At 52.0% G+C, this 25,609-nt stretch carries 23 protein-coding genes; 15 read left to right on the forward strand and 8 right to left on the reverse strand.

The features are described 5' to 3' along the window. Positions 1-12: 12 nt before the first annotated feature. The 6 genes from ABDW36_RS09465 (at position 13) to ABDW36_RS09490 (ending at position 7,978) form a co-directional block, all read left to right on the forward strand. Positions 13-576 carry a hypothetical protein gene (locus tag ABDW36_RS09465; protein ID WP_343701645.1) on the forward strand — a complete coding sequence of 188 codons (564 nt, stop codon included), beginning with the start codon at positions 13-15 and terminating at the stop codon, positions 574-576. A 105-nt stretch (positions 577-681) separates the two neighbouring features. Further along, the gene (locus tag ABDW36_RS09470; RefSeq protein WP_343701646.1) at positions 682-1,368 is read left to right on the forward strand and encodes a succinate dehydrogenase cytochrome b subunit; all 687 of its coding nucleotides are present in this window, start codon (positions 682-684) and stop codon (positions 1,366-1,368) included. A 14-nt stretch (positions 1,369-1,382) separates the two neighbouring features. Next, complete coding sequence (locus ABDW36_RS09475) at positions 1,383-3,356, forward strand: fumarate reductase/succinate dehydrogenase flavoprotein subunit (RefSeq protein WP_343701647.1); 1,974 nt, start codon at positions 1,383-1,385, stop codon at positions 3,354-3,356. A gap of 37 nt (positions 3,357-3,393) precedes the next feature. Next, positions 3,394-4,143: a succinate dehydrogenase/fumarate reductase iron-sulfur subunit gene (locus tag ABDW36_RS09480; protein ID WP_343701648.1), complete on the forward strand. Its 750-nt coding sequence runs from the start codon at positions 3,394-3,396 to the stop codon at positions 4,141-4,143. A 214-nt stretch (positions 4,144-4,357) separates the two neighbouring features. Next, positions 4,358-5,746, forward strand: a complete 1,389-nt coding sequence (locus ABDW36_RS09485; RefSeq protein WP_343701649.1) for a Gfo/Idh/MocA family oxidoreductase — start codon at positions 4,358-4,360, stop codon at positions 5,744-5,746. A 102-nt stretch (positions 5,747-5,848) separates the two neighbouring features. Continuing rightward, a complete protein-coding gene (locus ABDW36_RS09490; RefSeq protein WP_343701650.1) occupies positions 5,849-7,978 on the forward strand; it encodes a S9 family peptidase in 2,130 nt (709 codons plus the stop codon). A gap of 59 nt (positions 7,979-8,037) precedes the next feature. On the opposite strand, the gene ABDW36_RS09495 is transcribed toward ABDW36_RS09490, so the two are convergent. After that, the gene (locus tag ABDW36_RS09495) at positions 8,038-8,586 is read right to left on the reverse strand and encodes an HdeD family acid-resistance protein (RefSeq protein WP_343701651.1); all 549 of its coding nucleotides are present in this window, start codon (positions 8,584-8,586) and stop codon (positions 8,038-8,040) included. Between the two features lie 135 nt (positions 8,587-8,721). Between ABDW36_RS09495 and ABDW36_RS09500 the strand changes: the two genes are divergently transcribed. Continuing rightward, the gene (locus ABDW36_RS09500) at positions 8,722-10,362 is read left to right on the forward strand and encodes an ATP-binding cassette domain-containing protein (protein WP_343701652.1); all 1,641 of its coding nucleotides are present in this window, start codon (positions 8,722-8,724) and stop codon (positions 10,360-10,362) included. A gap of 148 nt (positions 10,363-10,510) precedes the next feature. Here the strand turns inward: ABDW36_RS09500 and ABDW36_RS09505 are convergent, their stop codons facing one another. Beyond that, the gene (locus tag ABDW36_RS09505) at positions 10,511-10,906 is read right to left on the reverse strand and encodes a response regulator (RefSeq protein ID WP_343701653.1); all 396 of its coding nucleotides are present in this window, start codon (positions 10,904-10,906) and stop codon (positions 10,511-10,513) included. Positions 10,907-11,173: 267 nt separating this feature from the next. Beyond that, entirely contained in the window at positions 11,174-12,139 is a 966-nt protein-coding gene (locus ABDW36_RS09510; RefSeq protein ID WP_343701654.1) for a hypothetical protein, read from the reverse strand. A 103-nt stretch (positions 12,140-12,242) separates the two neighbouring features. On the opposite strand from ABDW36_RS09510, the gene ABDW36_RS09515 reads away from it, so the two are divergent. Both ABDW36_RS09515 and holA read left to right on the forward strand, forming a co-directional pair. After that, positions 12,243-12,965 carry a 3'-5' exonuclease gene (locus tag ABDW36_RS09515; RefSeq protein WP_343701655.1) on the forward strand — a complete coding sequence of 241 codons (723 nt, stop codon included), beginning with the start codon at positions 12,243-12,245 and terminating at the stop codon, positions 12,963-12,965. A gap of 24 nt (positions 12,966-12,989) precedes the next feature. Next, the gene (gene holA, locus ABDW36_RS09520; protein ID WP_343701656.1) at positions 12,990-13,988 is read left to right on the forward strand and encodes a DNA polymerase III subunit delta; all 999 of its coding nucleotides are present in this window, start codon (positions 12,990-12,992) and stop codon (positions 13,986-13,988) included. A 2-nt stretch (positions 13,989-13,990) separates the two neighbouring features. Here holA and ABDW36_RS09525 read toward each other — a convergent pair whose 3' ends face one another. After that, positions 13,991-14,917, reverse strand: a complete 927-nt coding sequence (locus tag ABDW36_RS09525; protein ID WP_343701657.1) for a bifunctional riboflavin kinase/FAD synthetase — start codon at positions 14,915-14,917, stop codon at positions 13,991-13,993. A gap of 121 nt (positions 14,918-15,038) precedes the next feature. On the opposite strand from ABDW36_RS09525, the gene ABDW36_RS09530 reads away from it, so the two are divergent. Next, on the forward strand, positions 15,039-16,217 hold the full coding sequence (locus ABDW36_RS09530) for an AIR synthase related protein (RefSeq protein WP_343701658.1): 1,179 nt from the start codon (positions 15,039-15,041) through the stop codon (positions 16,215-16,217). On the opposite strand, the gene ABDW36_RS09535 is transcribed toward ABDW36_RS09530, so the two are convergent. The 3 genes from ABDW36_RS09535 to ABDW36_RS09545 all read right to left on the reverse strand — a co-directional run bounded on the left by ABDW36_RS09535 (position 16,214) and on the right by ABDW36_RS09545 (position 19,520). Continuing rightward, the gene (locus tag ABDW36_RS09535) at positions 16,214-16,930 is read right to left on the reverse strand and encodes an energy transducer TonB (protein ID WP_343701659.1); all 717 of its coding nucleotides are present in this window, start codon (positions 16,928-16,930) and stop codon (positions 16,214-16,216) included. The genes ABDW36_RS09530 and ABDW36_RS09535 overlap by 4 nt on opposite strands. A 452-nt stretch (positions 16,931-17,382) precedes the next feature. After that, on the reverse strand, positions 17,383-19,161 hold the full coding sequence (locus ABDW36_RS09540) for a M56 family metallopeptidase (protein WP_343701660.1): 1,779 nt from the start codon (positions 19,159-19,161) through the stop codon (positions 17,383-17,385). Further along, positions 19,158-19,520 carry a BlaI/MecI/CopY family transcriptional regulator gene (locus ABDW36_RS09545; RefSeq protein WP_119075973.1) on the reverse strand — a complete coding sequence of 121 codons (363 nt, stop codon included), beginning with the start codon at positions 19,518-19,520 and terminating at the stop codon, positions 19,158-19,160. Before ABDW36_RS09545 ends, ABDW36_RS09540 begins: the two co-directional genes overlap by 4 nt. 157 nt (positions 19,521-19,677) lie before the next feature. Here ABDW36_RS09545 and ABDW36_RS09550 point away from each other — a divergent pair, with 157 nt between their 5' ends. From ABDW36_RS09550 to ABDW36_RS09560, 3 genes are all read left to right on the forward strand, one after another. Continuing rightward, the gene (locus ABDW36_RS09550) at positions 19,678-20,370 is read left to right on the forward strand and encodes an ATP-binding cassette domain-containing protein (RefSeq protein WP_343701661.1); all 693 of its coding nucleotides are present in this window, start codon (positions 19,678-19,680) and stop codon (positions 20,368-20,370) included. Between the two features lie 125 nt (positions 20,371-20,495). Further along, the gene (rpsO, locus tag ABDW36_RS09555) at positions 20,496-20,768 is read left to right on the forward strand and encodes a 30S ribosomal protein S15 (protein ID WP_343701662.1); all 273 of its coding nucleotides are present in this window, start codon (positions 20,496-20,498) and stop codon (positions 20,766-20,768) included. Positions 20,769-20,853: 85 nt separating this feature from the next. Continuing rightward, positions 20,854-23,211, forward strand: a complete 2,358-nt coding sequence (locus ABDW36_RS09560; RefSeq protein WP_343701663.1) for a polyribonucleotide nucleotidyltransferase — start codon at positions 20,854-20,856, stop codon at positions 23,209-23,211. A gap of 75 nt (positions 23,212-23,286) precedes the next feature. Here the strand turns inward: ABDW36_RS09560 and ABDW36_RS09565 are convergent, their stop codons facing one another. Continuing rightward, positions 23,287-23,862, reverse strand: a complete 576-nt coding sequence (locus tag ABDW36_RS09565; RefSeq protein WP_343701664.1) for a hypothetical protein — start codon at positions 23,860-23,862, stop codon at positions 23,287-23,289. A 119-nt stretch (positions 23,863-23,981) separates the two neighbouring features. Between ABDW36_RS09565 and prmA the strand changes: the two genes are divergently transcribed. Beyond that, a complete protein-coding gene (prmA, locus tag ABDW36_RS09570; RefSeq protein WP_343701665.1) occupies positions 23,982-24,803 on the forward strand; it encodes a 50S ribosomal protein L11 methyltransferase in 822 nt (273 codons plus the stop codon). Positions 24,804-24,920: 117 nt separating this feature from the next. Beyond that, positions 24,921-25,559, forward strand: coding sequence for a glycerol-3-phosphate 1-O-acyltransferase PlsY (gene plsY / locus ABDW36_RS09575; protein ID WP_343701666.1), 639 nt, complete (start codon positions 24,921-24,923; stop codon positions 25,557-25,559). The last annotated feature ends 50 nt before the right edge of the window (positions 25,560-25,609 follow it).

Raw genomic sequence — 25,609 nt, forward strand, 5'->3', positions numbered from 1 at the left:
TAAATTGCCGCCATGCACACTATAGAACCATTTTACAACTGGCGGCACCTGTATACAGCTGAAGAAGACGAGCAGTCGCCGTTCTATGGGCGGGAGTATAGTGAATTTGAATTCATCAATACAATTTACAACTACTACATCCATCCGCAGTGGGACGAATTTGGCGCCCCCAATCTCTACATGAAGATCCTGTTTGCGGACTACCAGTTTAATTACGCCATTATTGAGCTGATAGGCGAGTGGAACGACGCCGTGGAAAACAACATCATGACCCTCAAGCGGGACGTGGTAGACCTCCTCATTTCCCGCGGCATACAGAAATTCATACTCATAGCCGAAAATGTGCTCAATTTCTACTCCTCAGACGATTGTTATTACGAAGAATGGTGGGACGATATCCGGGACGAAGGCGGCTGGGTGGTGGTGCTGAACATGCCGGAACAGACCCGGCAGGAGTTCGAAAAAGCCCGGCTGGACCACTATGTGCACCTGCTGGACGAGCCGAAATGGCGAACTTTTCTCCCCCAGCACTTGTTTAGCCTGGTAGATAACTGGATGATGCGCCGCCTGGAATAGGGCCTATTTCGTGATAATTATCATTTGATTTTAATTTTTCATGTTATACATTTGCCCGACATTTCACTTATTTATTCATACTAAAGGAAGCTTAGAACGTATCTTATGAAGTGGTCGCAATTCTTTAATACCTCTATTGGTAAAAAATTGCTGGTAGGCGCTACCGGATTCTTTTTGTGCTCGTTCGTGATCGTGCACCTGGCCGGTAACATCTCCCTGCTGAAGGAAGACAATGGAGAAGCCTTCAACACTTATGCGGCTTTCATGGGTCATAACGGTTTGATCCAGTTCATTGCCTGGGGCCTCAAAATTGTGATTTTGCTGCATGCCATTATTGCCATCCAGCTCACCATCAGGAACCGCGGCGCCCGCCCGGTGAAGTACGCCGTAAAGCCGGGGAACAAAACCTCCTCCTGGTTCAGCCGCCAGATGGCCATTATGGGCAGTATCCTCTTTATCTTCATCGTCATCCACCTCTCCCAGTTCTGGTGGGCCATGCACTATGGGGACATTGGCAAGGTAAGTTATGGTACCGTTACCGAAGTAGGCAACCTGTATGAAGTGGTATGGTTCGGGTTCAGCCAGTTGTGGATAGTGATATTCTACGTGATAGGTATGATAGCCCTCTCTTTCCACCTCATCCACGGCTTTAAAAGCGCCTGCCAGACCTTTGGCCTCAATCACAAAAAGTACAACGGCATTCTGCACTTCATCGGGGTATGGATATTCGGTATCCTCATTCCCGTTGGTTTTGCCGCGATCCCCGTTGTTATTTACTTAAAACAAATCTGATAAAGCAAGGATATATGTTGAACGCAAAAATTCCTGCAGGTCCGCTGGAAACCAAATGGAGCAAATATAAAAGCACCGTGAAGCTGGTGAACCCGGCCAATAAACGGAAGCTGGAAGTAATTGTAATTGGTACCGGTCTTGCCGGCGCCTCTGCAGCTGCTTCTCTGGCTGAATTGGGTTACAAGGTGAAAGCTTTCTGCTTCCAGGACAGCGCCCGCCGCGCGCACAGTATTGCTGCGCAGGGGGGGATCAATGCCGCCAAGAACTACCAGAACGACGGGGACTCTGTTTTCCGCCTGTTTTATGATACCGTAAAAGGGGGCGACTACCGCGCCCGTGAAGGCAACGTATACCGCCTGGCGGAAGTAAGCGCCGCCATTATTGACCAGTGCGTGGCCCAGGGTGTGCCCTTTGCCCGCGAGTACGGCGGCCTCCTCAGCAACCGCTCCTTTGGCGGTACCCAGGTACAGCGTACTTTCTACGCCGCCGGCCAAACCGGGCAGCAGCTGCTGCTGGGCGCCTATTCCGCCTTACAGCGCCAGGTAGCCCTCGGTAACGTGAAAATGTACAGCCGCCATGAAATGCTGGACGTAGTGAAAATAGACGGCAAGGCCCGCGGCATCATTGCGCGCGACCTGGTAACCGGCAAGCTGGAAAGGCACTTCGGCCATGCCGTGCTGATCTGCAGCGGCGGTTACGGTAACGTGTTCTTCCTGTCTACCAACGCCATGGGCTCTAACGTAACAGCCGCCTGGAAAGCCCACAAAGCCGGCGCTTTCTTCGGCAACCCCTGTTTCACCCAGATACACCCCACCTGCATCCCCGTTTCCGGAGACCACCAGAGCAAGCTCACGCTCATGTCTGAATCTCTCCGTAACGACGGCCGCATCTGGGTGCCCAAAAAACAGAACGACAACCGCAAACCCACAGATATACCTGAAGAAGAAAGGGACTATTACCTGGAAAGGAGATACCCCGCCTTCGGTAACCTGGTACCCAGGGACGTGGCTTCCCGCGCCGCCAAAGAAAGATGCGATGCAGGCTACGGCGTAGGTGCCTCCAAAATGGCCGTTTACCTGGACTATGCTGACGCTATTGTGCGCTACGGCACTATTGAGGCCAGCAAAAGAGGGCAGGAAAACGCTTCCAAAGACGAGATCATAGCCATGGGCAAAGGCGTGGTAGCGGAAAAATATGGCAACCTGTTTGACATGTATGCCAAGATCACCGGTGAGAACCCGTATGAAACCCCCATGCGCATTTACCCCGCGGTACACTATACCATGGGCGGCCTGTGGGTAGATTATGAGCTGATGACCACCGTGCCCGGCCTCTATGCCCTGGGTGAAGCCAACTTCTCAGACCACGGCGCCAACCGCCTGGGCGCCTCCGCACTGATGCAGGGGCTGGCAGACGGTTACTTCGTGATCCCCTACACCATTGGCAACTACCTCGCAGACGAGATCCATACCAAACCCATCCTGCTTGACCACCCTGCTTTTGTTGAAGCCGAAATAGCCGTGCAGAAACAGCTCGATACCCTCATGGGCATCCAGGGTAAACATTCCGTAGACCACTTCCACAAAGCCCTGGGCAAAATTATGTGGGACAAGTGCGGCATGGCCAGGAACGAGCAGGGCCTGAAAGAAGCCATCAACGAAATACGCGCGCTGAAAGAAGAATTCTGGAAAGACGTACGCATACCCGGCACCCAGTTCGAGCTCAACCCTGAGCTGGAAAAAGCAGGCCGCGTGGCAGACTTCCTGGAGCTGGGAGAACTGATGTGTATGGACGCGCTGATGAGGAGAGAATCCTGCGGCGGTCACTTCCGTGAAGAGTCTCAGACAGATGAAGGAGAGGCAAAACGTGACGATGAAAACTTTTCATTCGTAGCTGCCTGGGAATACAAAGGCCCCGGCAACTTCGACCTGCACAAGGAGGAGCTGAACTTTGAAATAGTTCACCCCACCCAACGCAGCTACAAATAAGGAACCGCTTTACCATTCACGATTAAGAATTATAATTATGAAGCTCACATTAAAAATTTGGCGCCAGCAGAACAACCAAGAAAAAGGCCGCTTTGAAACCTATCAGGTTTCAGATGTGTCTCAAGACATGTCTTTCCTGGAGATGTTCGACGTGCTGAATGAGCGTTTGATCAACGAAGGCAAAGAACCTATCGCATTTGACCATGACTGCCGCGAAGGCATCTGTGGCGCATGCTCCATGTATATCAACGGCCGCGCGCATGGCCCGTGGAACGAAACCACCACCTGCCAGCTCCACATGCGCGCCTATAACGATGGTGATACCATTGTGGTAGAACCCTGGCGTGCGGCGGCTTTCCCGGTGATCAAAGACCTGACGGTAGACCGCTCTGCGTTTGACCGCATCATTCAGGCCGGCGGCTATATTTCCGTAAACACGGGCAACGCGGTAGACGCCAACGCCATTCCCATAGACAAAACAGACGCAGACCATGCTTTCGCGGCGGCGGCCTGTATTGGTTGCGGCGCTTGCGTGGCGGCTTGTAAAAACTCTTCCGCCATGCTGTTCACCTCCGCAAAAGTATCCCAGCTGGCACTGCTGCCGCAGGGAGACCCTGAGCGGAAACAACGCGCCATGAACATGGTAGCGCAAATGGACAAAGAAGGCTTTGGCAGCTGCACCAACACCGGCGCCTGCGAGGCGGAATGCCCCAAAGGCATTTCCCTCACCAATATTGCCCGCCTCAACCGCGAGTTTATTGGAGCTGGGTTTTCTTCTGAAGCATAATACCAATCCCTCACGGGACGCAAATAACCGAAAGGCTGCCGGCAACGGCGGCCTTTTTTGTATGACGTCATATAAAGTGTACCGCATACACGCCACTGCATTGCTTTTGCGGGTATTTCCGCTGCTCCCGGTTTTGCGCCGCCCGCCCTGTTTTTCCCTTTTCCCCGGGCTCATTTTTTCTTATCTTGGTAAGCACATAAATTTTTGATACATCATGTCAGACAATTCCCGTCGTAAATTCCTCAAGCAGTTAAGCGGCACTGCTGCGTTCCTGGGCGCCGGCTCCCTGGGCGCATTTGCGGAAAACCCTGTTAAACAGCACTTGTTGCAACCCTCCAAACCCGTCAGCGCCAATGATAAAATTCGTATAGCCGGCATAGGCATGGGCATTATGGGCTTTGGCGATGTGAGCACCGCCCTGAAGGTGCCTGGTGTGGAACTGGTAGCCGTGGCAGACCTGTATGACGGCCACCTGGAGAAAGCGAAAACCGTGTACGGCAACCACCTCTTCACCACGCGTGATTACCGGGAAATACTGGAAAGAAAAGACATAGACGCCGTTATCATAGCCACGCCAGACCATTGGCATGACACACAGTCTATTGCCGCCATGGAAAAAGGCAAGGCCGTGTATTGTGAAAAGCCCATGGTACAGCAGATAGAAGAAGGGCATAAAGTAATTGCCACCCAGCAGCGCACTAAAGCCGTGCTGCAGGTAGGCAGCCAGCGCGTTAGCAGCGTGGCGCTGGCAGAAGCGCGGAAACGCTACCTGGCCGGAGACATTGGCCAGCTGAACCTGGTAGAAGCGAAAATAGACCGCCACAGTGCGCTGGGCGCCTGGCAATACTCCATACCACCGGATGCCAGCCCTAAAACCATAGACTGGGATACCTTCCTGAAAGATACCGCCAAAATGCCCTTTGACCCTGTGCGCTTCTTCCGCTGGAGAAACTACCGGGCCTATGGCACCGGCGTGCCCGGAGACCTGTTCGTTCACCTCATCACCGGCCTGCATTTCATTGTGGGTTCCAAAGGCCCGGCCAACATCTACGCCAGCGGCAACCTGGTGCAATGGAAAGACGGGCGGGACGTGCCGGATGTAATGGTGGCCATTTTTGACTATCCCGCTACCAAAGAGCATCCCGCTTTCCAGATGCAGCTGCGGGTAAACTTTGCAGACGGCGGCGGAGGTGGTGAATACACCCGCCTCATTGGCACTGAAGGCGTGATGGAAATGGGCTGGAACGATTTCAAGGTGAAGCAGCATAAACTGCCCGTAGCCCCCGGTTATGGCGGCTGGGATACCTACAACACCTTCACCAAGCAGCAACAGGAAGAATTCGTAAAAGAATACAAGGCCAAATACTCCGAAGCAGACCGCGCCACGGCCAAAATGGAAGAATCCGCCTACCGCGCGCCTGCCGGGTATGACGACCGTTTTGACCACTTCGTGAACTTCTTTGAGGCCATGCGCGGCAAAAAAGCCGTGGTGGAAGACGCCACCTTCGGGCTGCGCGCCGCAGGCCCCGCCCTGGCAGCCAACGAGAGCTATTTCTCCAAAAAGGTGATACACTGGGATAGTGAACGGATGAAAATAAAGTAGACATCAGGCCATATATCAGCGTCCCCTGCGGGTTCCCCTCACCGGTAACCGCAGGGGACGTTTTTTTTCCTTACATTTATTTATTGATCCTAAACCTGTATTATGAAAGCAACTATCATCCCCCTCATGGCCGCCATCACCCTGGCAGCCTGTAACACCGCAGCAAAAAAACAGGAGAAAATGAACGTGACACCACCCGTAGCCGAAAAGATCAGGCATGAATTTCCCGCCATCCATGGAGATGTGAGGGTAGACGAATATTACTGGCTCAAGGATAGAGACAATCCCAAAGTGATTGCCTACCTCCAGGCCGAGAACAAGTACACAGACACCATGCTTTCACCCGTGAAGGAATTCCGGGAAAAGCTGTACGAAGAGCTGAAAGGCCGCATCAAGGAAAAAGACGAATCCGTGCCCTACTTTCTCAACGGTTACGTGTATTACACCCGTTATGAAGAAGGGAAGGAGTACCCGCTGTACTGCCGCAAAAAAGGCAACGAGTCCGCGCCGGAAGAGGTGATGCTGAACGTGAACGATATGGCCAAAGGGTACGCCTATTACAACGTAGTGGGCCTGAACGTTAGTCCGGACAACAAAATGGTGGCCTACGGGGTAGATACCGTGAGCCGGCGTAAGTATACCATTCATATAAAGAACCTCGAAACAGGGGAGCTGCTCCCCGATGCCATTGCCAATACCACCGGCGGCAGCACCTGGGCCAATGACAACAAAACGCTGTTCTACACCCGCAAGAACGATTCTACGCTCCGCTCTGAAAGCATCTCCAAACACCTGCTGGGCGCAGACCCGAAGACAGATAAGATCGTTTTCTTTGAAAAGGACGATACCTACAGCACCTGGGTATACAAGTCCAAGTCACGCAAATACATCATCATAGGCAGCGGCAGCACGCTTTCTTCAGAATACCGCTACCTGGATGCAGACCAGCCTGACGGGGCGTTCAAAATATTCCATCCCCGCGAGAAAGACCTGCTGTATGATATTGACCACCGGGGAGACAAGTTTTATGTAGTGACCAACTACAACGCCAAGAATTTCCGCCTCATGGAAACCCCGCTTGACAAAACCGGCAAAGATAACTGGAAAGAAGTAGTGCCTCACCGTGCAGACGTGCTGCTGGAAGGTATTGAGCTCTTTGACAACTACATGGTGCTGAGCGAACGGAAAAACGGCCTTTCGCAGCTACGTATCATCAACAGCCTCAGCGGGCAGGAGCATTATCTCGATTTCGGGGAGCCGGCCTATGTAGCTTATGTATCCACCAACCCTGAAATGGACAGCAAGCAGCTCCGTTATGGTTATACCTCGCTCACCACGCCCAATTCCACCTTTGATTACAATATGGACACAAAGGAAAAGGAGCTGAAAAAACAGCAGGAGGTGCTGGGTGGGTATGACCCGAAGAACTACGTGACGGAGCGGTTGTTTGCTACCGCAAAGGACGGCACCAAGGTGCCCATCTCGCTCGTATACAAAAAAGGCTTTGAAAAGAACGGCAAACAACCCTTGCTGCTGTACGGCTACGGCTCTTACGGCAACTCCATAGAGCCCTTTTTCAGCTCCAACCGCGTGAGCCTGCTGGACAGGGGTTTTGCCTATGCTATTGCCCACATCCGCGGCGGGCAGGAGATGGGCCGGCAATGGTATGAAGACGGCAAGATGTTCAAAAAGAAAAACACCTTTACGGACTTTATTGATTGCGGGGAGTATCTTATTCAGCAAAAATATACCAGCAGGGAACACCTGTATGCCATGGGCGGCAGCGCCGGCGGCCTGCTGATGGGCGCCGTGATAAATATGCGGCCAGACCTCTGGAAAGGAGTGATTGCCGCTGTACCGTTCGTAGACGTGGTCACCACCATGCTGGACGAGTCCATTCCCCTCACCACCGGGGAGTACGACGAATGGGGCAACCCCAATAACAAAGACTCTTACGAGTACATGAAATCATACTCGCCCTATGACAATGTAGAGAAAAAGGCCTATCCCAACATGCTGGTCACCACCGGCCTGCATGACTCGCAGGTGCAGTACTTTGAACCGGCCAAGTGGGTGGCCAAACTGCGGGAGATGAAGACAGACAGCAACCTGCTGCTGCTGGAAACCAATATGGACGCCGGCCACGGCGGCGCTTCGGGCAGGTTCAAGGCCCTGAAAGACGTGGCGCTCCAGTATGCATTTCTTTTTTACCTGGAAGGGATCAGCAAATAACAGCCATAAAGAAGGGCGCCACATGCCGGGGCGCCCTTCGTTTTTATAATCCGCAACCTTCAGACGTGCTGGTGTTTGGCCAGTTTCTTCAGCCGTATGCCCACAGAAATGAGAAAAATGCCGAAAAACAGGGCATAAAACCCTATCCACCAGGAAATGACCACCACTCCGGTGATAGGCTGCATAAACAGCAGTATGCTGAAAAGGATAGACAGTACCCCGGCCAGTATCAGCATCCATTCATTGGTGATCTCTTTGCGCAGCCGGAAGGCCAGGATGATCTCCAAAATACCTGTTACCAAGCTCCAGACGGCTATCAGCACCACCAGGAACAGGGCTGTAACACCGGGGCTGAACAGCGCTATGAGGCCCGCCACAATGCTCACCAGCCCCTCCAGCAGCAGTACCCACCAGCGGGGCTCCGTTTTCATGACCCGGAAGCTGTGCACCAGCGTAAAAATGCCGTCCACAAAAAAGTAGGCGCCCAGGAAGATGACCAGTATGGACAGGGTGATGGCCGGCCACAGGAAAGCCAGCACCGCAAAAAGGATGGCCAGAACGCCCCTCAGCACGAACAGCCACCAGTATTTGGCAAATTCTTGGATCATAACATCGCTTTTAGTTGTAATTGTTAACACTATATATCGGAAAATTGTTCAATAGGGAAGGCCTGCGGGCTTTGGGGAGGAGGCGGAGATATCCCGTATATTTCGTAACTTTGCGGCTTCAAATTTCAGCCAGCAATGATTAGTGTAAAAAATGTAACGCTCTCTTTCGGTAAACGGGTATTGTTCGATGAAGTGAATATCAACTTTACGAAAGGCAACTGCTATGGAGTAATCGGCGCCAACGGCGCGGGCAAGTCTACCTTCCTCAAGATCCTGTCAGGGGAAATTGAGCCCAACAAGGGCACGGTAGAAATTACCCCCGGCGAGCGTATGTCCGTACTCAAACAGAACCACTACGAGTTTGACGAAGTGACCGTGCTCAACACGGTGCTGATGGGCAACAAAAAACTCTGGGAAATTGCCGCGGAAAGAGACGCCATTTACGCCAAGGAAGACTTTTCTGAAGAAGACGGCATGCGTGCCGGCGAGCTGGAGGCCGAATACGGCGAAATGGGCGGTTATACCGCCGAGAGCGACGCCGGGGTGCTGCTGGGAGACCTGGGCGTGAAAGAAGAGCTGCACAGTGTACTGATGAAAGACCTGAGCGGTGCGCTGAAAGTGCGTGTGCTGCTGGCGCAGGCCCTCTTCGGCAACCCTGACATCCTGCTGCTGGACGAGCCCACCAACCACCTTGACGTGGAAACCATCGGCTGGCTCGAAAACTTCCTGGCTGATTATGAGAATATTGTAATTGTAGTGAGCCACGACCGTCACTTCCTGGATGCCGTGTGCACCCACGTAGCAGACGTAGACCGTGCCAAGATCAAGATATTCACCGGTAACTATTCCTTCTGGTATGAATCCAGCCAGCTGATGGCCCGCCAGATCAATGACAAGAACAAGAAAATGGAGGAGAAGCGGAAAGACCTGCTGGACTTTATTGCCCGCTTTAGCGCCAACGCTTCCAAATCCAAACAGGCCACTTCCCGTAAAAAAGCCCTGGAAAAGCTGGTTATTGAGGATATTGAGCCTTCCAGCCGCAAATACCCCGGTATTATTTTCAAACAGCTCCGCGAAGTAGGCAACCAGATACTGAACGTAGAGAAGCTGGAGAAAAGCGTGGATGGCCGCAAACTGTTCAGCGACGTTACTTTTTCCGTAAACAAGGGAGACAAGATAGCTTTCCTGTCTAAAGACCACCTGGCCCTCAGCACCTTCTTCGACATTATCAACGGAGATCAGCAGGCAGACAGCGGCAAGCTGGAATGGGGCACCACTGTTACCAAGGCCTACCTGCCTGACGATAACGCCGAGTTCTTCAAGAGTGACCTGAACCTGATGGACTGGCTGCGCCAGTTTGTTCCGCCGCATGTAACTGATGTGGATGAGCCCTTCCTGCGCGGTTTCCTGGGCAGGATGCTTTTCAGCGGAGACGAGATCATGAAAAAAACGACCGTACTGAGCGGTGGGGAAAAAGTGCGCTGCATGGTGTCCCGCATGATGCTGCAAGACCCTAACGTGGTGATACTGGACGAGCCTACCAACCACCTTGACCTGGAGTCTATCCAGTCTTTCAACGAAAGCATGAAAGATTTCAAAGGCATTGTGCTCTTCACCACGCATGACCATACCTTCATGCAGTCTGTAGCCAACCGTATCATTGAAATTACGCCCTCCGGCATCATAGACCGCCTCAGCACGTTTGACGAGTACCTCGCAGACGAGCGGGTAAAAAACCTCCGTGCCGAAATGTATGGAGAGCCTGTTACAGCATAAAAAATGAAACCGGGCATGTGAATGCGAGGTTCCATTTGACCTATTTAGAAGACGTGTATTAACAGATGAATAATAAATAAAGTAAAAAGAGCGGAAACTGGTTCCGCTCTTTTTTTATGGGTTACTTTTTTGGGTATTAGCTCTCTTTTCAGAGATATTCTTCAATTACTTTCATTTTAGATTTGTCAAGCGGCTTGGTGATGTAAGCCATCAGCTCCGGCGTTTTTTTGACCTTTTCCATGTCTTGTATGTTCATGGAAGAAGAGCACATGATGATGGGCACATGCTGGCGCAACCTGTTTTTTAATCCCCGGAAGGCCTCAATAAAATCCCAACCGTTCATCCGCTGCATGTTCATGTCAAGAATGATCAGGCAAGGCAGGTTCTGCTCCGCAAAAGCGCTGAGGTCTTCAATGGCGTCTTCTGCAGACAGAAAGGAGTTTACAACCACGTTCCAACCCTGCAACCCGAACATCTTCTTTACAATAAAGTGGAAAATCTCGTCATCGTCAATTACATACACTACTTTATTTGTGTTTGCCATGTCATAAATATTATCGTATAGCTCCATAATTCAGTCTAACGAATCTTCGTCACAAGCACCGGGTTTGTGCAAAATACAGGTAAATACCGTTCCGGGAGGGCATTTTCCTGATTGCTCCGCAAAGAAAGTTAATTTTATTTTATTTTTATATATATTTTAAATTCAATAACCAATCTTTAACAATCCTGACAGGAATAAATAAAAGGTGCGGCCGTCAAGGCCGCACCTGTGCTTATGAATGTTGGATTGTCTATGTTATGGTCTTTTCTAGTTAAAAAGACCGCCTTTTTTAAGATTTACTTTACCGGAGCCTATCCTGAAGCCGTCCTGGTAGATTTCCACGGTGTAGTCACCGGGTTTGAAATCGGAGTTTTGTTTCCAGTCCATGCTTACCGGGGTGGTGCCGCCGGCCACGTAAGAAACGGTTTTCTTAACGGTGTACAGCTTTTCGGTACCGTCTTCCAGGGTGAACCGGCCGCTGCCCAGGGCTTCTACCGCCAGGGGAGAACCGTCAGGAGCGGTGATGGCCACGTACAATTCCTTGTCTCCGGTGGTGGCAATGCGGTTGTCTACGTCAAAGCTTACGCGCATCATGTCGGCCCTTTTGGCTTTGGAAGTCACTTCTTCCTTACCGTTACGGCGTACGTTGATGGGGCTCAGCTTGATGTTGGAGGCATGCAGTACGGACCCTACCTCTACGCGTTTGCCCAGGCTGTCTTTTACCACGGTCACGGAATCGCGCTCCTTGCGGGCCACGTCACGCTCGCCCGTGATCACGATCTTCTCGCCTTCCAGCCTTTCAATGGTCTGTACGTAAGACTCCGTGGTGGATTTCAGCTGCTCTATCAGCCTTCTGGCTTCAGCCAGTTCCGCAGCGGTAGCATTTTTGTTGCTCAGAATGCTGCTGATGCGGCCTTTCATGTCGGCAATTTCTTTATCCTTGCTTTTTACGAGGCTGTCCATGCGGCTGTTCTGGGAGATCAGGTCATCCAGGCGCGCCTGTGCAGCGTCATATTCAGATTGCAGTTCATTGCGGGAGTTGGTCAGTGTGTCCAGTTGGTTTTCCTTTACCACCAGCTCCTTGCTGGTTTGGCTCTTGTCATAAAACATGTACCCCCACGTACCCACCAGCGCGGCAATGAGAACCCCGTAAATAATCCCGTTTTTGTTGTTTCTTGGTTTTTCAGGTCCGGAAGTACCGGGCGTACCGGTATTAAAAGTGTTTTCCGCCATAGTGATGTTTGTTTTATTTTTTGATTGTTATATGGGTAAAATTTTTTCTGAAACCCTTAAACGCTAAATTTATTTTAATTTACACGTTTTAAACTTTTTGGCTGTGCTCAATACCGTTGCCCTCGATCAATTATTACTCCTTGACATAGAAACTGTTCCTCTTACAGCTACCTTTGATCATCTGCCTGACGAGCTGCAACGCCTCTGGCTGGAAAAAAATACAAAAACTGCGCCAGATTCTGTAAACGGGGAAGAGGCCTATGTGGAAAAGGCGGGGTTGCAGGCGGAGTTTGGCCGCATTGTATGTATTTCCGCAGGTTTCTTTTATACGGAAGCCGGTCATTATCAACTGCGTATAAAATCTTTTGCCAGCCAGAACGAAAAAGAAGTGCTGGAAGGTTTCCTTGACCTGGTGCAAAAATTTTTTTTAAAGTACCCGCGCTTCCAGTTTGCCGGGCACAATATCCGCGAATTTGATATTCCCTATATTTGCCGCCGTGCATTGATCAATGGCCTGGCTCTGCCGGCCCCTCTGCAGGCGCATAACTTCAAACCCTGGGAATCTCCCGTGCTGGACACGCTGCAGATATGGCGCTTCGGAGAGTTCAGGAACTACACCTCCCTCAAGCTGCTGGCCGCCGTGCTGGGTATACCCACCCCCAAGGACGATATAGACGGCAGCATGGTGGGCAAAGTGTTCTGGGAAGAAAGGAACCTGCCCCGCATCATGGAGTATTGCCAGAAAGATGTGCTCACCGTAGGCCAGTTGCTGCTGCGCTTCAAGGGAATGCCCCTGCTGGAAAAAGAACAGGTGCAGTTTGTGTAAAAAAGGCAAAACAGGAAACAGAACATGGAATACCAGGATATCATCAAAGATTGGAAAAGCAACAAGTTCAAGCCGTTGTACTGGCTGGAAGGGGAAGAAGACTTTTTTATAGACCAGGTGGTGGATTACGCGGAGCACAAGCTGCTCAGCGAGGCAGACCAGGGCTTTAACCTTACCGTGTTTTACGGCAAGGATACGGACTGGGCTACCGTGATCAACGCCTGCCGCCGCTACCCCATGTTCGCAGACCGCCAGGTGGTGATCCTGAAAGAGGCCCAGGCCATGAGAGACCTGCTCAAGCTGGAGGCTTATATTGCCCAGCCCCTGGAGTCTACCGTGTTTGTGGTGGCCCATAAGCAGGGCAAACTGGATGGGCGCAGCAAAATGTCCAAGCTCATCAAGGAAAAGGGCGTAGTGCTGTCCACCAAAAAACTGTATGACAACCAGCTGCCCTCCTGGGCGGAAGCCTATGTGCGCAGCCAGGGCCTGGCCATCTCCGAAAAGGCCTGCATACTGCTGGCAGACCATATCGGGAACGACCTCTCCCGCATTGCCAACGAAATAGACAAGCTGCTGGTAAACCTGCCCGAAGGCAAAAAGATAGACGAAAGCGACATTGAAAAATACGTAGGCATCAGCAAGGAATACAACGTGTTTGAGCTGCAGAACGCCCTGGGCCAGCAGGATATTGGCAAGGTGATGCGCATTGCCCGCTATTTTTCAGCCAACCCCAAAGCCGCCCCCATCCAGATGGTGATACCAGCCCTGTATAATTATTTTGCCAAGATCAACCTGCTGTTCGGCGTAAAAGGCGGGGAGAAGGAAATGGCTGCCGCCCTGGGCGTACATCCTTTTTTCCTGAAAGACTATACCGCCGCCGCCCGCAACTATGGCCCGGAAGGGGCGGAGCGCGCCATTCTGTTGCTGCACAAATACAACCTGCGCAGCATCGGCATCGGAGATAGCGGTAATGAAGATGGGGAACTGATGAAGGAACTGCTGTTCCGGCTGATGCGGCCCTGACCTTAACCGGCAATTACCCGCGCCCTGGCCACATCATCTTTCATCTGCAGCACCAGGGCCTCTACGGAATCAAACTTTTTATCTGAACGGATGTAGTCCAGGAAATTTACCCGGATGGGCCGGCCGTAAATCTCTTCGTCAAAATCGAGGATGAACACTTCAATTCTCAGCTCCCGGCCATTGAAGGTAGGCCGCGTGCCGATGTTGAGCGCGCCCTTGTGCGTATGCCCGCCTGTGGTGACGGTAACGGCATATACGCCTTCTGCGGGAATGAGCTTGCGGGCATCGTTCAGAGAAATGTTGGCGGTAGGGAAACCCAGCTGGCGGCCCATTTTATCTCCATGCACCACCGTGCCGTTAATGAAGTAAGGGTAACCCAGCAGCTCATTGGCCAGCTGAATGGCGCCTTCCTGGAGGCTTTTGCGGATCTTGGTGGAGCTGACGGTAAGGTTGTGCACTACCTGCTGCGGAATTTCCAGCAGCCGGAACCCGAATTTTTGCTGCTCCGCCTCCAGCAGCTCCAGCCCGCCTTCCCGGTTGTGGCCAAAACGGTGATCGTAGCCAATGATGATGGTATGCGGCTGAAAAGTGCTGATCAGGAAATCTTCCAGGTAAGCCTTGGCAGACAGTTCGGAAAAAGCTTTGGTGAACGGCACCACCACCAGGTGGTGGATGCCCTGCTTTTCCAGCAGCATGATCTTTTCTTCCAGCGTGGTGAGCAGGTGCACAGGCTGGTTGTGGGGCGCCAGCACTTCCCGCGGGTGCGGGTCAAACGTGATGATCACCGTTTCGCCGTTGCAGGCGGCGGCAGCCTCCTGCAGTTGCTGCAGGATGTACTGGTGGCCGGTATGTACGCCGTCAAAAGTGCCGATGGTGATCACAGCATTTCTGAAAACGGGCAATTGTTGTAAGTCTCTGTGAACCTGCATGGTGAAAAGGTCATATTTTCAAAAACGCCGTGCAAATCTAAATGTTTTGACCGGATTCCCATGCAGCCGTTGCCGGGTATGGGCAGAATCTTTTACTTTTGCACTTTCTAAACTTAACACTGTGGACCAAAACCTCTACGCCCAGCGGGGTGTTTCAGCCGGAAAGGAAGATGTGCACAACGCCATCCGCAATATTGATAAAGGACTTTTTCCCCGTGCCTTTTGCAAGATCATTCCAGACATCCTGGGCGGTGATGCAGAATGGTGCAACATCATGCATGCAGACGGCGCCGGCACCAAATCTTCACTGGCGTATGCCTACTGGAAAGAAACCGGAGACCTGGGCGTATGGCGCGGCATTGCGCAGGATGCCATCATCATGAATACGGACGATCTGCTGTGCGTAGGCGCCACAGACAACATACTGCTTTCCTCCACCATTGGCCGCAACAAGAACCGGGTACCGGGAGAAGTGATAGCCGCCATCATCAACGGCACGGAAGAAATACTGGAAGAGCTGCGCAGCTACGGCATGGGCATTTATTCTACCGGCGGCGAGACCGCGGATGTGGGGGACCTGGTGCGCACCATCATTGTAGATTCTACCGTTACCTGCCGCATGAAACGTGCAGACGTGATCTCCAATGACCGTATTACCGCCGGAGACGTAGTGGTAGGCCTGGCATCTTTCGGGCAGGCCAGCTATGAGCGGGAATACAACGGCGGCATGGGCAGCAATGGCCTTACCTCCGCCCGTCACGATGTGTTCAATAAAACCCTGGCGGAAAAATATCCGGAAAGCTACGATCCCGCTATTCCGAAAGAGCTGGTGTTCAGCGGTAAAAAAGGCCTGAAAGACCCGGTGGATATACCCGGTTACGGCAATGTGACCGCGGGCAAGCTGGTATTGTCACCTACCCGTACCTATGCACCGGTGATCAAACAGGTGCTGGAAAACTTCCGCCCGCAGGTGCACGGCATGGTGCATTGCAGCGGCGGCGCGCAAACCAAGGTGCTGCATTTTATAGACAAGCTGCATGTGATCAAGGATAACCTCTTCCCCATACCCCCGCTGTTTGCCCTCATCCAGGAGCAGTCAGGCACCAGCTGGAAAGAAATGTACCAGGTGTTCAATATGGGTCACCGCATGGAACTGTACGTACCTGAAAATATTGCGGAAGATATTATCCGCATCAGCCAGACCTATAATATTGATGCAAGGATAGTGGGCCGCGTTACAGACAGCCCTGCCAAAAAAGTGACCGTAAAAAGCGCACAGGGAGAGTTTGAATATGCCTAGGGCCGCGGAAGCGGCGCCCTGAAACGGATGGGCAGGTTAAAATGCACTTTTACCTTTTTGTTATGTTGAATGCCCGGCACCCAGCCGGGCATTTTGCTGACCACCCGTATGCCTTCTTCCTCCAGCCCGTATCCCAACTGGCGGCCGGGTACCGATATATTGACGGGCGTGCCGTCTGTATCCACGTCAAACGAAACTTTCACAATGCCGCTCACGCCGTTCCTGATGGCATCCCGCGGGTACCTTATGTTGGCGCTGAGATAATCCGCCAGCGCTTCCAATCCGCCCGGAAAACGGGGCGGCTGCTCCAGCTCGAAAGTCCGTACCGGCGCAACAGAGTCTGCGGCCTTTTTAACGAAAAACCTGCCCTTGAGGGAATATTCCACGTCTGATTTTTTACCGTGTATAACGCCTGGTGTGAAATCAGGCAAACCTTCCACCACTTCAACCAGTGCATCCAGGAAAGGGCTGGCCGTTGTGCCGCGCGGTGTTCTTACCTGGGTTATTTTGCCTTTGTCTGTAACGGTGAACTCTACGGTTACAAACGTGCCTTTTTCAGTAAGCGGCGCTTCATCCGGCACTTTTACGCGGCTCTGCACGTATTGTATCATGGAATCCAGTCCACCGGGGAAAATAGCGTCGCGGTAAACTTGTGCGGTGGTGGGGAGGATAAATAGCAGGAGGAAGGGGAGGATGATAAAATACCGGGTCATAAGTGGCGGAAAATTTTTGCTGGTGAAGATAGGGGGAAATTATGCACGAAAGCATTGGCCTCAAAAAAATAACAATGGGTTGATGCCTGCCCGCTTTGAGCTGGAAGGCAGGCTGCTGCCAGGCAGGCTGCAGGATCTCCCGGGGTTTATTTAAGGTGCTGCCAGGGATAAGGCATGGATAACTTACCCCTATATAGCGGTGAGATATGGATGGGATATCCTTATGATATGGGTGGGATATGGGTAAGATATCCTACCTGAAACCCGCTGCCAGCAATGCTTTCAGTCCGGCGCCACTATACGGGGAACTGGCGTCCGGGTACCGTGGAAGCACTGATAACTCGATGATAATCAATAAGGAAGAGGTGCCGGGATGGCTGGTTAAAAAGAACTGCCCCAAAAGTAACCATGTACTTTTGGGGCAGCCGGGGAATGATTGTTTTTTGTATGCGTTATTGCAGCCTGAAGGCAATAGGCACCTGCACTTCTGCAGGAACAGCCTTGCCCTTGTCCATGGCAGGTTGCCATTTAGGCATTTTCTGGATGACGCGCATGGCCTCTTCTTCCAGGCCGCCGCCCAGCTGTTTGCTGATCACCGTTACCCGGTCTATGGAACCGTCTTCTTTCACTACAAAAGAGGCCAGTACGTTCCCTTGTATTTTACCGTTGCGGGCTGCAGCAGGGTACCGCAGGCTGGAAGACAGGTATCTGGCCAGCGCCGCTTCACCTCCTGCAAAGGATGGCATCTGGTCTGCGGTGCGGTAAATGCCGCTGCTGGTCTTTGTGATCGGCGGGGCGTCTTTTTTCGCTTCTGTCAGCGCAAAGCGGATGGGCAGGTTGAATTGCACGGCCACTTGCCGCCCGTTCTGTTTGCCTGGCCGCCAGTTGGGCATTTCCTTCACTACACGCAGGGCTTCTTCTTCCAGTCCGCCGCCCTTTGGCGTGCCTACTGTTCTTGCATTTTTGATCTCGCCTTTCGAATTCACTATAAAGCTCACAAACACGGTACCTGAAATGCCTTTTTCTGTGGCCTCTTTCGGGTAGCGGATGTTTTTGTTCAGGTATTTGGCCAGCTCTTGCTCACCGCCAATGAAGGTAGGCGGTTGCTCTACAAAGGTGAAGACCTCATCGCCGGTGGTGTCTTGCCGGGCTTGCCCATCCGAAGGGGCGGGCCGTGGAGGAGGGGGAGGTGCAGGCCGCTGATAGCCTACTACCACTGTCTGTTTCACCGTGTAGCCGACAGTATCCCGGCCATTTCGGCTAACACGTGCTGCCGCTGCGGCATCAGCCTGGCGGAAGACTTCAACAATAGCAGGCCCTTTTCCTGATGCAGGGTTGAAATCAAGCCCCTCTTCATTGACCACAAAGGCCAGCGAGCAGAAAATGAGCACGGCCAAAGGCAGTATGAGCAGGCGGCGCAGGTAGCTGAACCGGAGGTTGCGGGATTGGGTGAGCATCAGTATTCTCCGTTTGATGGGCTGATGGGAAAAACTGTTGGCCATGGAAAAGGAATGGCGGGATTGCAGGGCCATTTGCAGAATGCTCTGCGCGTATTCCGTCACATCCCCGTTTACCACCGCTTTCCTGTCGGCAATAAACTCATGGATCATAGACAGTTCCCGTTTAATGAGGTGGAAGAAAGGATTGATCCAGCAAACGGCCGTTACCAGCTCCATAAAAAATTTGTCTGCACTGTGCCGCTCCTGCAAATGCACCATTTCATGCCGCAGTATCTGCCGGCCTTCCGTGGTTTCGGCGCTGAAGTGGCTGTTCCAGAAAATATAGCGGAAGAAGGAGAAGGGCGCGGTTATTTTTTCAGACAGCACCAGCCAGTAAGGTTTGAGGAACTCCACACGGCTGCCGCGTACCAGCCTGAATATTTTCCAGTAACCGGCGGCAATGCGCAGCAGCAAGGCCAGCAAAACAGCGGCGTACAGCCAGGTGCTCCAGTTGATGCTGGCCATCACGGATGTGCTGGAAGGCGTCAGTACCTGCTCCCGCAGGGTTACTACCTGGGTCGTATATACGTAAATTGTGTCGCTGCCGCCCGTACCGGTAAAGGGGAGGGGAATGCGCAGCAGCGGTACCACCAGGCTGAGCACGGTACACAGCAGCAGGTAATAACGGTTCCACTGGTGAAAACGGTTATTACGCAGGGCAAGGTGATAGTACCCGTACAGGATGCCTGAACAGATCACTACCTTGGCCAGGTAAACGAGTAAGGGCGTCATTTTTTTGCGTTTTTGATCTGTTGCAATAATTTTTCAAGGTCGGCCACGCTCATGTCTTTTTCTTTTACAAAGAAAGAGACCATGTTGCTGAAAGAACCTTCAAAATAGCCAGACACCAGGTTCTTCACCGTTTTGTGGCTGTATTCTTCCTTGCTGACAATGGCAAAGTACTGATGGCTTTTGCCGTATGCCTTGTAGTTCACAAAGCCCTTGTCTACCAGTATTTTCACCAGGGTGGAAACAGTATTGTAATGCGGGCGGGGCTCGGGCATGGCGTCTATCATGTCTTTCACAAAGGAAGGCCCCAGCTTCCATAACACCTGCATGATCTGTTCTTCTGCTTTAGTGAGCGTTTTCATTGTTGCTACTTTTTTATACGTTTGTAATGTGCGGGATTCCGGTCTCCATCCAAATGTAAAACTATTATTTTAGTTTTCAAACTATTTTTTTAGTTATTAACGGAATGCGAGCCACTTGCAACTAATTGGTTATTTTTGATTTTCAAAAAGGAAATAAATGGTGGATCAACCCATAGTTAAACTGACGAATGTTAATGTTTACCAGGGAAACTCTTTGATTTTGGCTGACGTGAATATTACCATTAACAGGGGAGAGTTTGTATACCTCATTGGCAAAACGGGCACGGGCAAATCAAGTTTGTTGAAAACCTTGTACGGGGACTTGCCGTTGAAGGAGGGCAGCGGCCAGGTGGTGGGCTTTGATCTGACCAAAATGGACTGGAAGAAGGTACCTTACCTGCGCCGGAACCTGGGCGTGGTGTTCCAGGACTTTCAGCTGCTGACCGACCGCAACGTGCATGATAACCTGAAATTTGCCCTGAAGGCCACCGGCTGGCAGGAGCCCAAGCAGATAGAAGACAAGATCAACGATGTGCTGGAAAAGGTGGGGCTGGCCACCAAGGGCTTCAAAATGCCTTATGAGCTGTCTGGCGGGGAGCAGCAGCGGGTAGACATTGCCCGGGCCCTGCTGAACTCACCCAAGCTGATACTGGCGGACGAGCCTACCGGCAACCTGGACCCGGAGACCTCGGACGGCATTATGCAGCTGTTGTTCCGCATCTGCCGGGAAGACGGAACGGCCCTGGTAATGGCTACGCACGACTATATTGTGCTTCAGAAGTTCCCCTCCAGGGTGCTGAGAACCGAGAACGGGCAGGTAACAGACAATGCAGCGATTAATTTTGTATAGATAACATGCTGGGTATCAGAGTATAACTTGAAAAATAGCAGTAGAATTTCAATTTGGAACTTGAAATATTACTTCTTACCTTTGCACCGGAAAAATAGCGAGTAAAAAATTTATTTATTATCAAGATGTCTTACTTAACTGTAGAAAAGAAAGCCAATATTTTCAAAGAATTCGGCGGTAGTGAAAAGAATACCGGTTCTGTGGAAGCACAAATTGCGTTGGTAACCGAAAGGATCAACAGCATTTCCGCTCACCTGAAAGAGAACAAAAAGGACTTTTCCACTCACCGTGGCCTGATGAAAATGGTAGGGCAAAGAAAGCGTTTGCTGTCTTACCTGGCTAAAACCAACCTCTCCGGCTACCGCGCACTCATTGAGAAGTTAGGTATCAGAAAATAATCTGAAATTTATTATAGCGCTATTCCCAACTGCATAGTTGGGAATAGTTTTTTTGTATGTGTACCTTAATAATCCTCACACAAGTATGAATCTCACACCTACTTCGGTTAAATTTGATATAGGCGGAGGCCGCGAGGTGACCATAGAAACCGGCAAACTGGCCCGTCAGGCTGATGGTTCGGTTACTGTGCGCCTGGGCAACTGCATCCTGCTGGCTACCGTGGTGGCCAGCCAAAAGCCCAAGGAAGGGCAATCCTTTTTCCCCCTCACGGTGGATTACCAGGAGAAATTTGCATCCGCCGGCCGCATACCCGGTTCTTTTTTCAAGCGTGAAGGCAAGCTCAGCGACTATGAAGTGCTGATTTCCCGCCTGATAGACCGCGCCCTGCGCCCCCTGTTCCCCGACGATTATTTTTGTGATGTACAGGTGCTGGTAACCCTCGTATCTTCCGATGCGGAGGTAATGCCTGACGCCCTGGCCGCCCTGGCCGCATCTGCGGCATTAGCCGTATCTGACGTGCCCATCCAGGAAATCATTTCCGAAGTGCGCATTGCCCGTATAAACGGCGAGTTTGTGATCAACCCCACCCGTACCCAGCTGGCAACGGCAGATATGGACTTCATTGTAGCCGCTACCGCCAAAAACATCATGATGGTGGAAGGCGAAAGCAAGGAATGCCAGGAAGAAGACCTGGTGAAAGCCATTGAACTGGCCCACGAAGCCATCAAGGTACAGGTGAAGGCACAGGAAGAATTACGCGCCCTGGTAGGCAACCCTGCCAAACGCGAATACGATAAGCCGCACCAGAACGAAGAGCTGAAGGCCAAAATAGTGGCCTTTGCGCAAAGCCGCATCCTGGAAGTGGCCAAATCTGCCCTGGGCAAGCACCAGCGCAGTGAAGCCTTCTCCAAAATTGAAGAAGAGCTGGTTGAATCACTGGGAGAGCTGCCCGAAGAAGATGCAGCCCTTGTTGGTGACTACTTCCACGACCTGGAGAAGGAAACGGTGCGCAACATGATCCTTGACCAGAGCATCCGCCTGGACGGCCGCGTGCTGGACCAGGTGCGCCCCCTGAGCATGGAAGCGGACTTCCTGCCCTCTCCGCATGGTTCCGCCCTGTTCACCCGCGGCGAAACACAGTCTCTTACCACCGTTACCCTGGGTACGCCTGATGATGAGCTGCTGATCGAGAGCGCCGCTACCTCCAACTACACAAAATTCATTCTGCACTATAATTTCCCTCCTTTCTCCACCGGCGAGGTGAAGATGATGCGCGGCCCCGGCCGCCGCGAGGTGGGCCACGGTAACCTGGCGCTCCGCTCCCTGAAGCAGATGATGCCCGGTAACGATTACGCCTATACCGTGCGCGTAGTGTCAGACATCCTGGAATCTAACGGCTCCTCTTCCATGGCTACCGTGTGCGCAGGCTCACTGGCCCTGATGGACGCAGGCGTTCCCATTCCCAAACACGTATCCGGCATTGCCATGGGCCTCATCTCCCGCGCCAGTGACGGTAAATGGGCCGTACTGAGCGACATTCTCGGAGATGAAGACCACCTGGGCGATATGGACTTTAAAGTAACCGGTACCCGCGATGGTATTTGCGGAGTACAGATGGACATTAAAGTAGACGGCCTCAGCATGGACGTAATGCGCGCCGCGCTGGCACAAGCCCGCAAAGGCCGCCTGCACATCCTGGACGCTATGTACAATTGCATCGGGGCCGCCCGTCCGGAACCGAAACCGCATGCTCCGCGCATGGAGAAAATGATCATTGACCGCGAATACATTGGCGCTGTGATAGGCCCCGGCGGTAAAGTGATACAGGAGATCCAGCGCGAGACCGGCACCACCATCAACATTGAAGAAGTGGGCCAGACCGGCGAAGTGAGCATCTTTGCTACGCAGAAAGAAAATCTCGATAAAGCCATTACCTGGATCAAAGGCATCGTAGCCGTTCCTGAAGTGGGCGAAGTATACGAATCTACCGTGAAGAGCGTAATGCCGTACGGTGCGTTCGTTGAGTTCCTGCCCGGCAAACAGGGGCTGCTGCACATTTCCGAAGTATCCTGGAAACGCCTGGAAAATATGGACGGCGTGCTGAGCGAAGGCGAAAAAGTGAAAGTGAAACTGGTAGGCACAGATCCTAAAACCGGCAAGTTCAAACTGAGCCGCAAGGTGCTGATGCCCAAACCGGAAGGTTATGTGGAAAGGCCTGAGCGCGAAGAACGTGGTGACAGGGGAGACCGCGGCGAACGCCGTGGAGACCGTGGAGATCGCGGAGACCGCAGGGGTGGTGACCGTGGAGACCGCAGAGGCGGCTTTGACCGTGGTGGCGACCGCGGAGAACGTGGTGACCGTGGCGGTCAGAACAGGCCCTCTCAGCCGGAATCCCAGGAACCCCTGGGTCCCATTGAAGGACCGGTGTTCGACGAACAATAAACTCACGAACGTGTAATATGAAGAGCGGTTGCCTGGTAAGGGCAACCGCTCTTTTTTTGTATGCGCAGGACGAAGTTATAGCCCCACAACGGACAGCTGTTCCACAAATACTTCGCTCTCCCGCCAGATGGTTTTGCCTTTTACAAACCGGAATATCTTGTACGTTTTCATGCCCACATCCTCATAATCAACCTGGAACTGCTGCACGCGTTTGCCCGTAGCCCGGTCTACCACCTGTACGCGCCCGCCCTCCATCAGCTCAGGCAATATCTCGTCTATGTAAGGCAGCAGCACCGTTTCGTTATCGTTCCAGAAAAGCGTGAGCTTGTCCGTACTGTAACGCAGCTCGCTGCCTTTGGAAGCAGCCCAGAATTTAGACGCCATGCCGTAATGCCGCTGTACTTCATCAGGCCGCAGGTGCGCAAACTGGATGTTGCGGAACACGTCTTTGGCATATTTGCGCTGGGGCAGAATGGTATCCAGCCCCTTGAAATAATCCTCCACATCCTGCTTGTCAATGATCAGCACGGCGGTCTGCAGCTGGTAAAAAATGGAATCTTTGTATGGATTGTCATACACCTTCACGATGTTCTGCGCCAGGCAGCAGAACGAGCCGGCCAGAACGGCCGCCAAAAGAATGAGCTTTTTCATAGGATAAGGTTATATTATTATAATTCAAATATAAATAAGGCAATGCTTCCCGCAAAGGAATTTTTGAAAAGAGCAATTGCGTATTGGCACTGAGGAATTTGTAATTATCTTGCGCTCATATGTCACACATTGCAGTCACCATTTCCGCGCCCGCGGAGCTGAAAGATATTTTGATAGCCCAACTGGCCGATACCGGCTATGAAGGTTTTGAAGAAACCGCAGACACGCTGGTAGCCTACATTCCTGAAGAGGCGTTTGACGAGCAGGTGGTCCTCGGCATAACAGGCTCTCACGGTTTGGACTATACGAAAGAACGGATTGAACAGGCCAACTGGAACGCCGTGTGGGAAAGCAATTTCCAGCCCGTGCTGGTAGACCGTTTTTGCGGCATCCGCGCGGCTTTTCATGAGCCGCTGGGGGCGCAGGTGGAGCATGAGATCGTGATCACGCCGAAAATGTCTTTCGGCACCGGGCATCACGCCACCACTTATTCCGTGATAAAGCTGATGGAGCACATTGACTTCCAGGGAAAAAAGGTATTCGATTTCGGTACCGGCACCGGTATACTGGCTATACTGGCAGACAGACTGGGAGCAACGGAAACAGACGCAATAGACAATGATGACTGGGCCGTTGAAAATGCGCTGGAGAACGCCGCAGGCAATCACGCCCGCGCGCTGCGCATCTGGCAGGCAGACCGGCTGGACGAAGTAAAAAGCGGGGAATACGATGTGGTGCTGGCCAATATTAACCGTAACATATTGCTGGCCAACATGGCTCACATGAAAAGAATCCTGAAAAATCATGGATTATTGATTTTGAGTGGTATATTGCAGGAAGACGAGACTACAATTGTTCAGGCGGCTGCAGCGGAAGGGCTGCACATGGAAAGAAAGGCAGAAAGAGAGCACTGGCTGGCACTTTCCTTCTCCAATAGCTAATGTGGAAAAATTTACATATCTTAATTGCTGATTTTGGAGTAATTGTCTTAATATTGCTGTTAAGTTTGTATTCTTTTTAACATATAATTTACTATCTTAGCACTCTAACTTGTTGTGATGACAGAATTATTGCTACTTATCGGCGCCTACATGATAGGCTCTTTTGCCACTGCTGTATGGGTTAGTAAAGGAGTTTTCGGTATAGATATACGCGAACATGGTTCCGGTAATGCCGGGGCTACCAATACTTTCCGGGTGCTGGGCCCCAAGGCCGGTACCTTTGTGATGCTGGTGGACATGCTGAAAGGCATACTGGCAGTAAGGCTGTCTTACCTCATTCCCCCCTACGATACACCGGAGCAGCTGATCAACCTGCAGGTAGGCCTGGGCCTGGCTGCGGTGGTAGGTCATATTTTCCCGATATGGGCCGGTTTCCGGGGCGGCAAGGGCATTGCTACCCTTTTCGGCATGGTGCTGGCCATTCAGCCGCTGGTAGCGCTTTGCTGTGTAGGCGTGTTTCTTATGATATTGTTTTTGACACGTTATGTATCCTTAAGTTCCATTATTGCCAGCATTGCTTTCCCTGTGCTCATCCTCTTCATTTTCAGGGAGCAGGAGGTGTTTTACCGCATTTTTGCCATTGCCGTGGCCCTCATGGTGGTATTGACGCACCAGAAGAACATCATGCGCCTGCTCACCGGTAACGAATCCAAAGTGCCGTTGTTCAAGAACCGCAAGAACAAGGACGACGAGTAATTTCCCTCTTTTTTAATTTCCCTGCGCGAACAAAACAGCAGCATGGTCTG

Source organism: Chitinophaga sp., assembly GCF_039596455.1.
In the GTDB taxonomy this organism is placed as follows: Bacteria; Bacteroidota; Bacteroidia; order Chitinophagales; family Chitinophagaceae; genus Chitinophaga.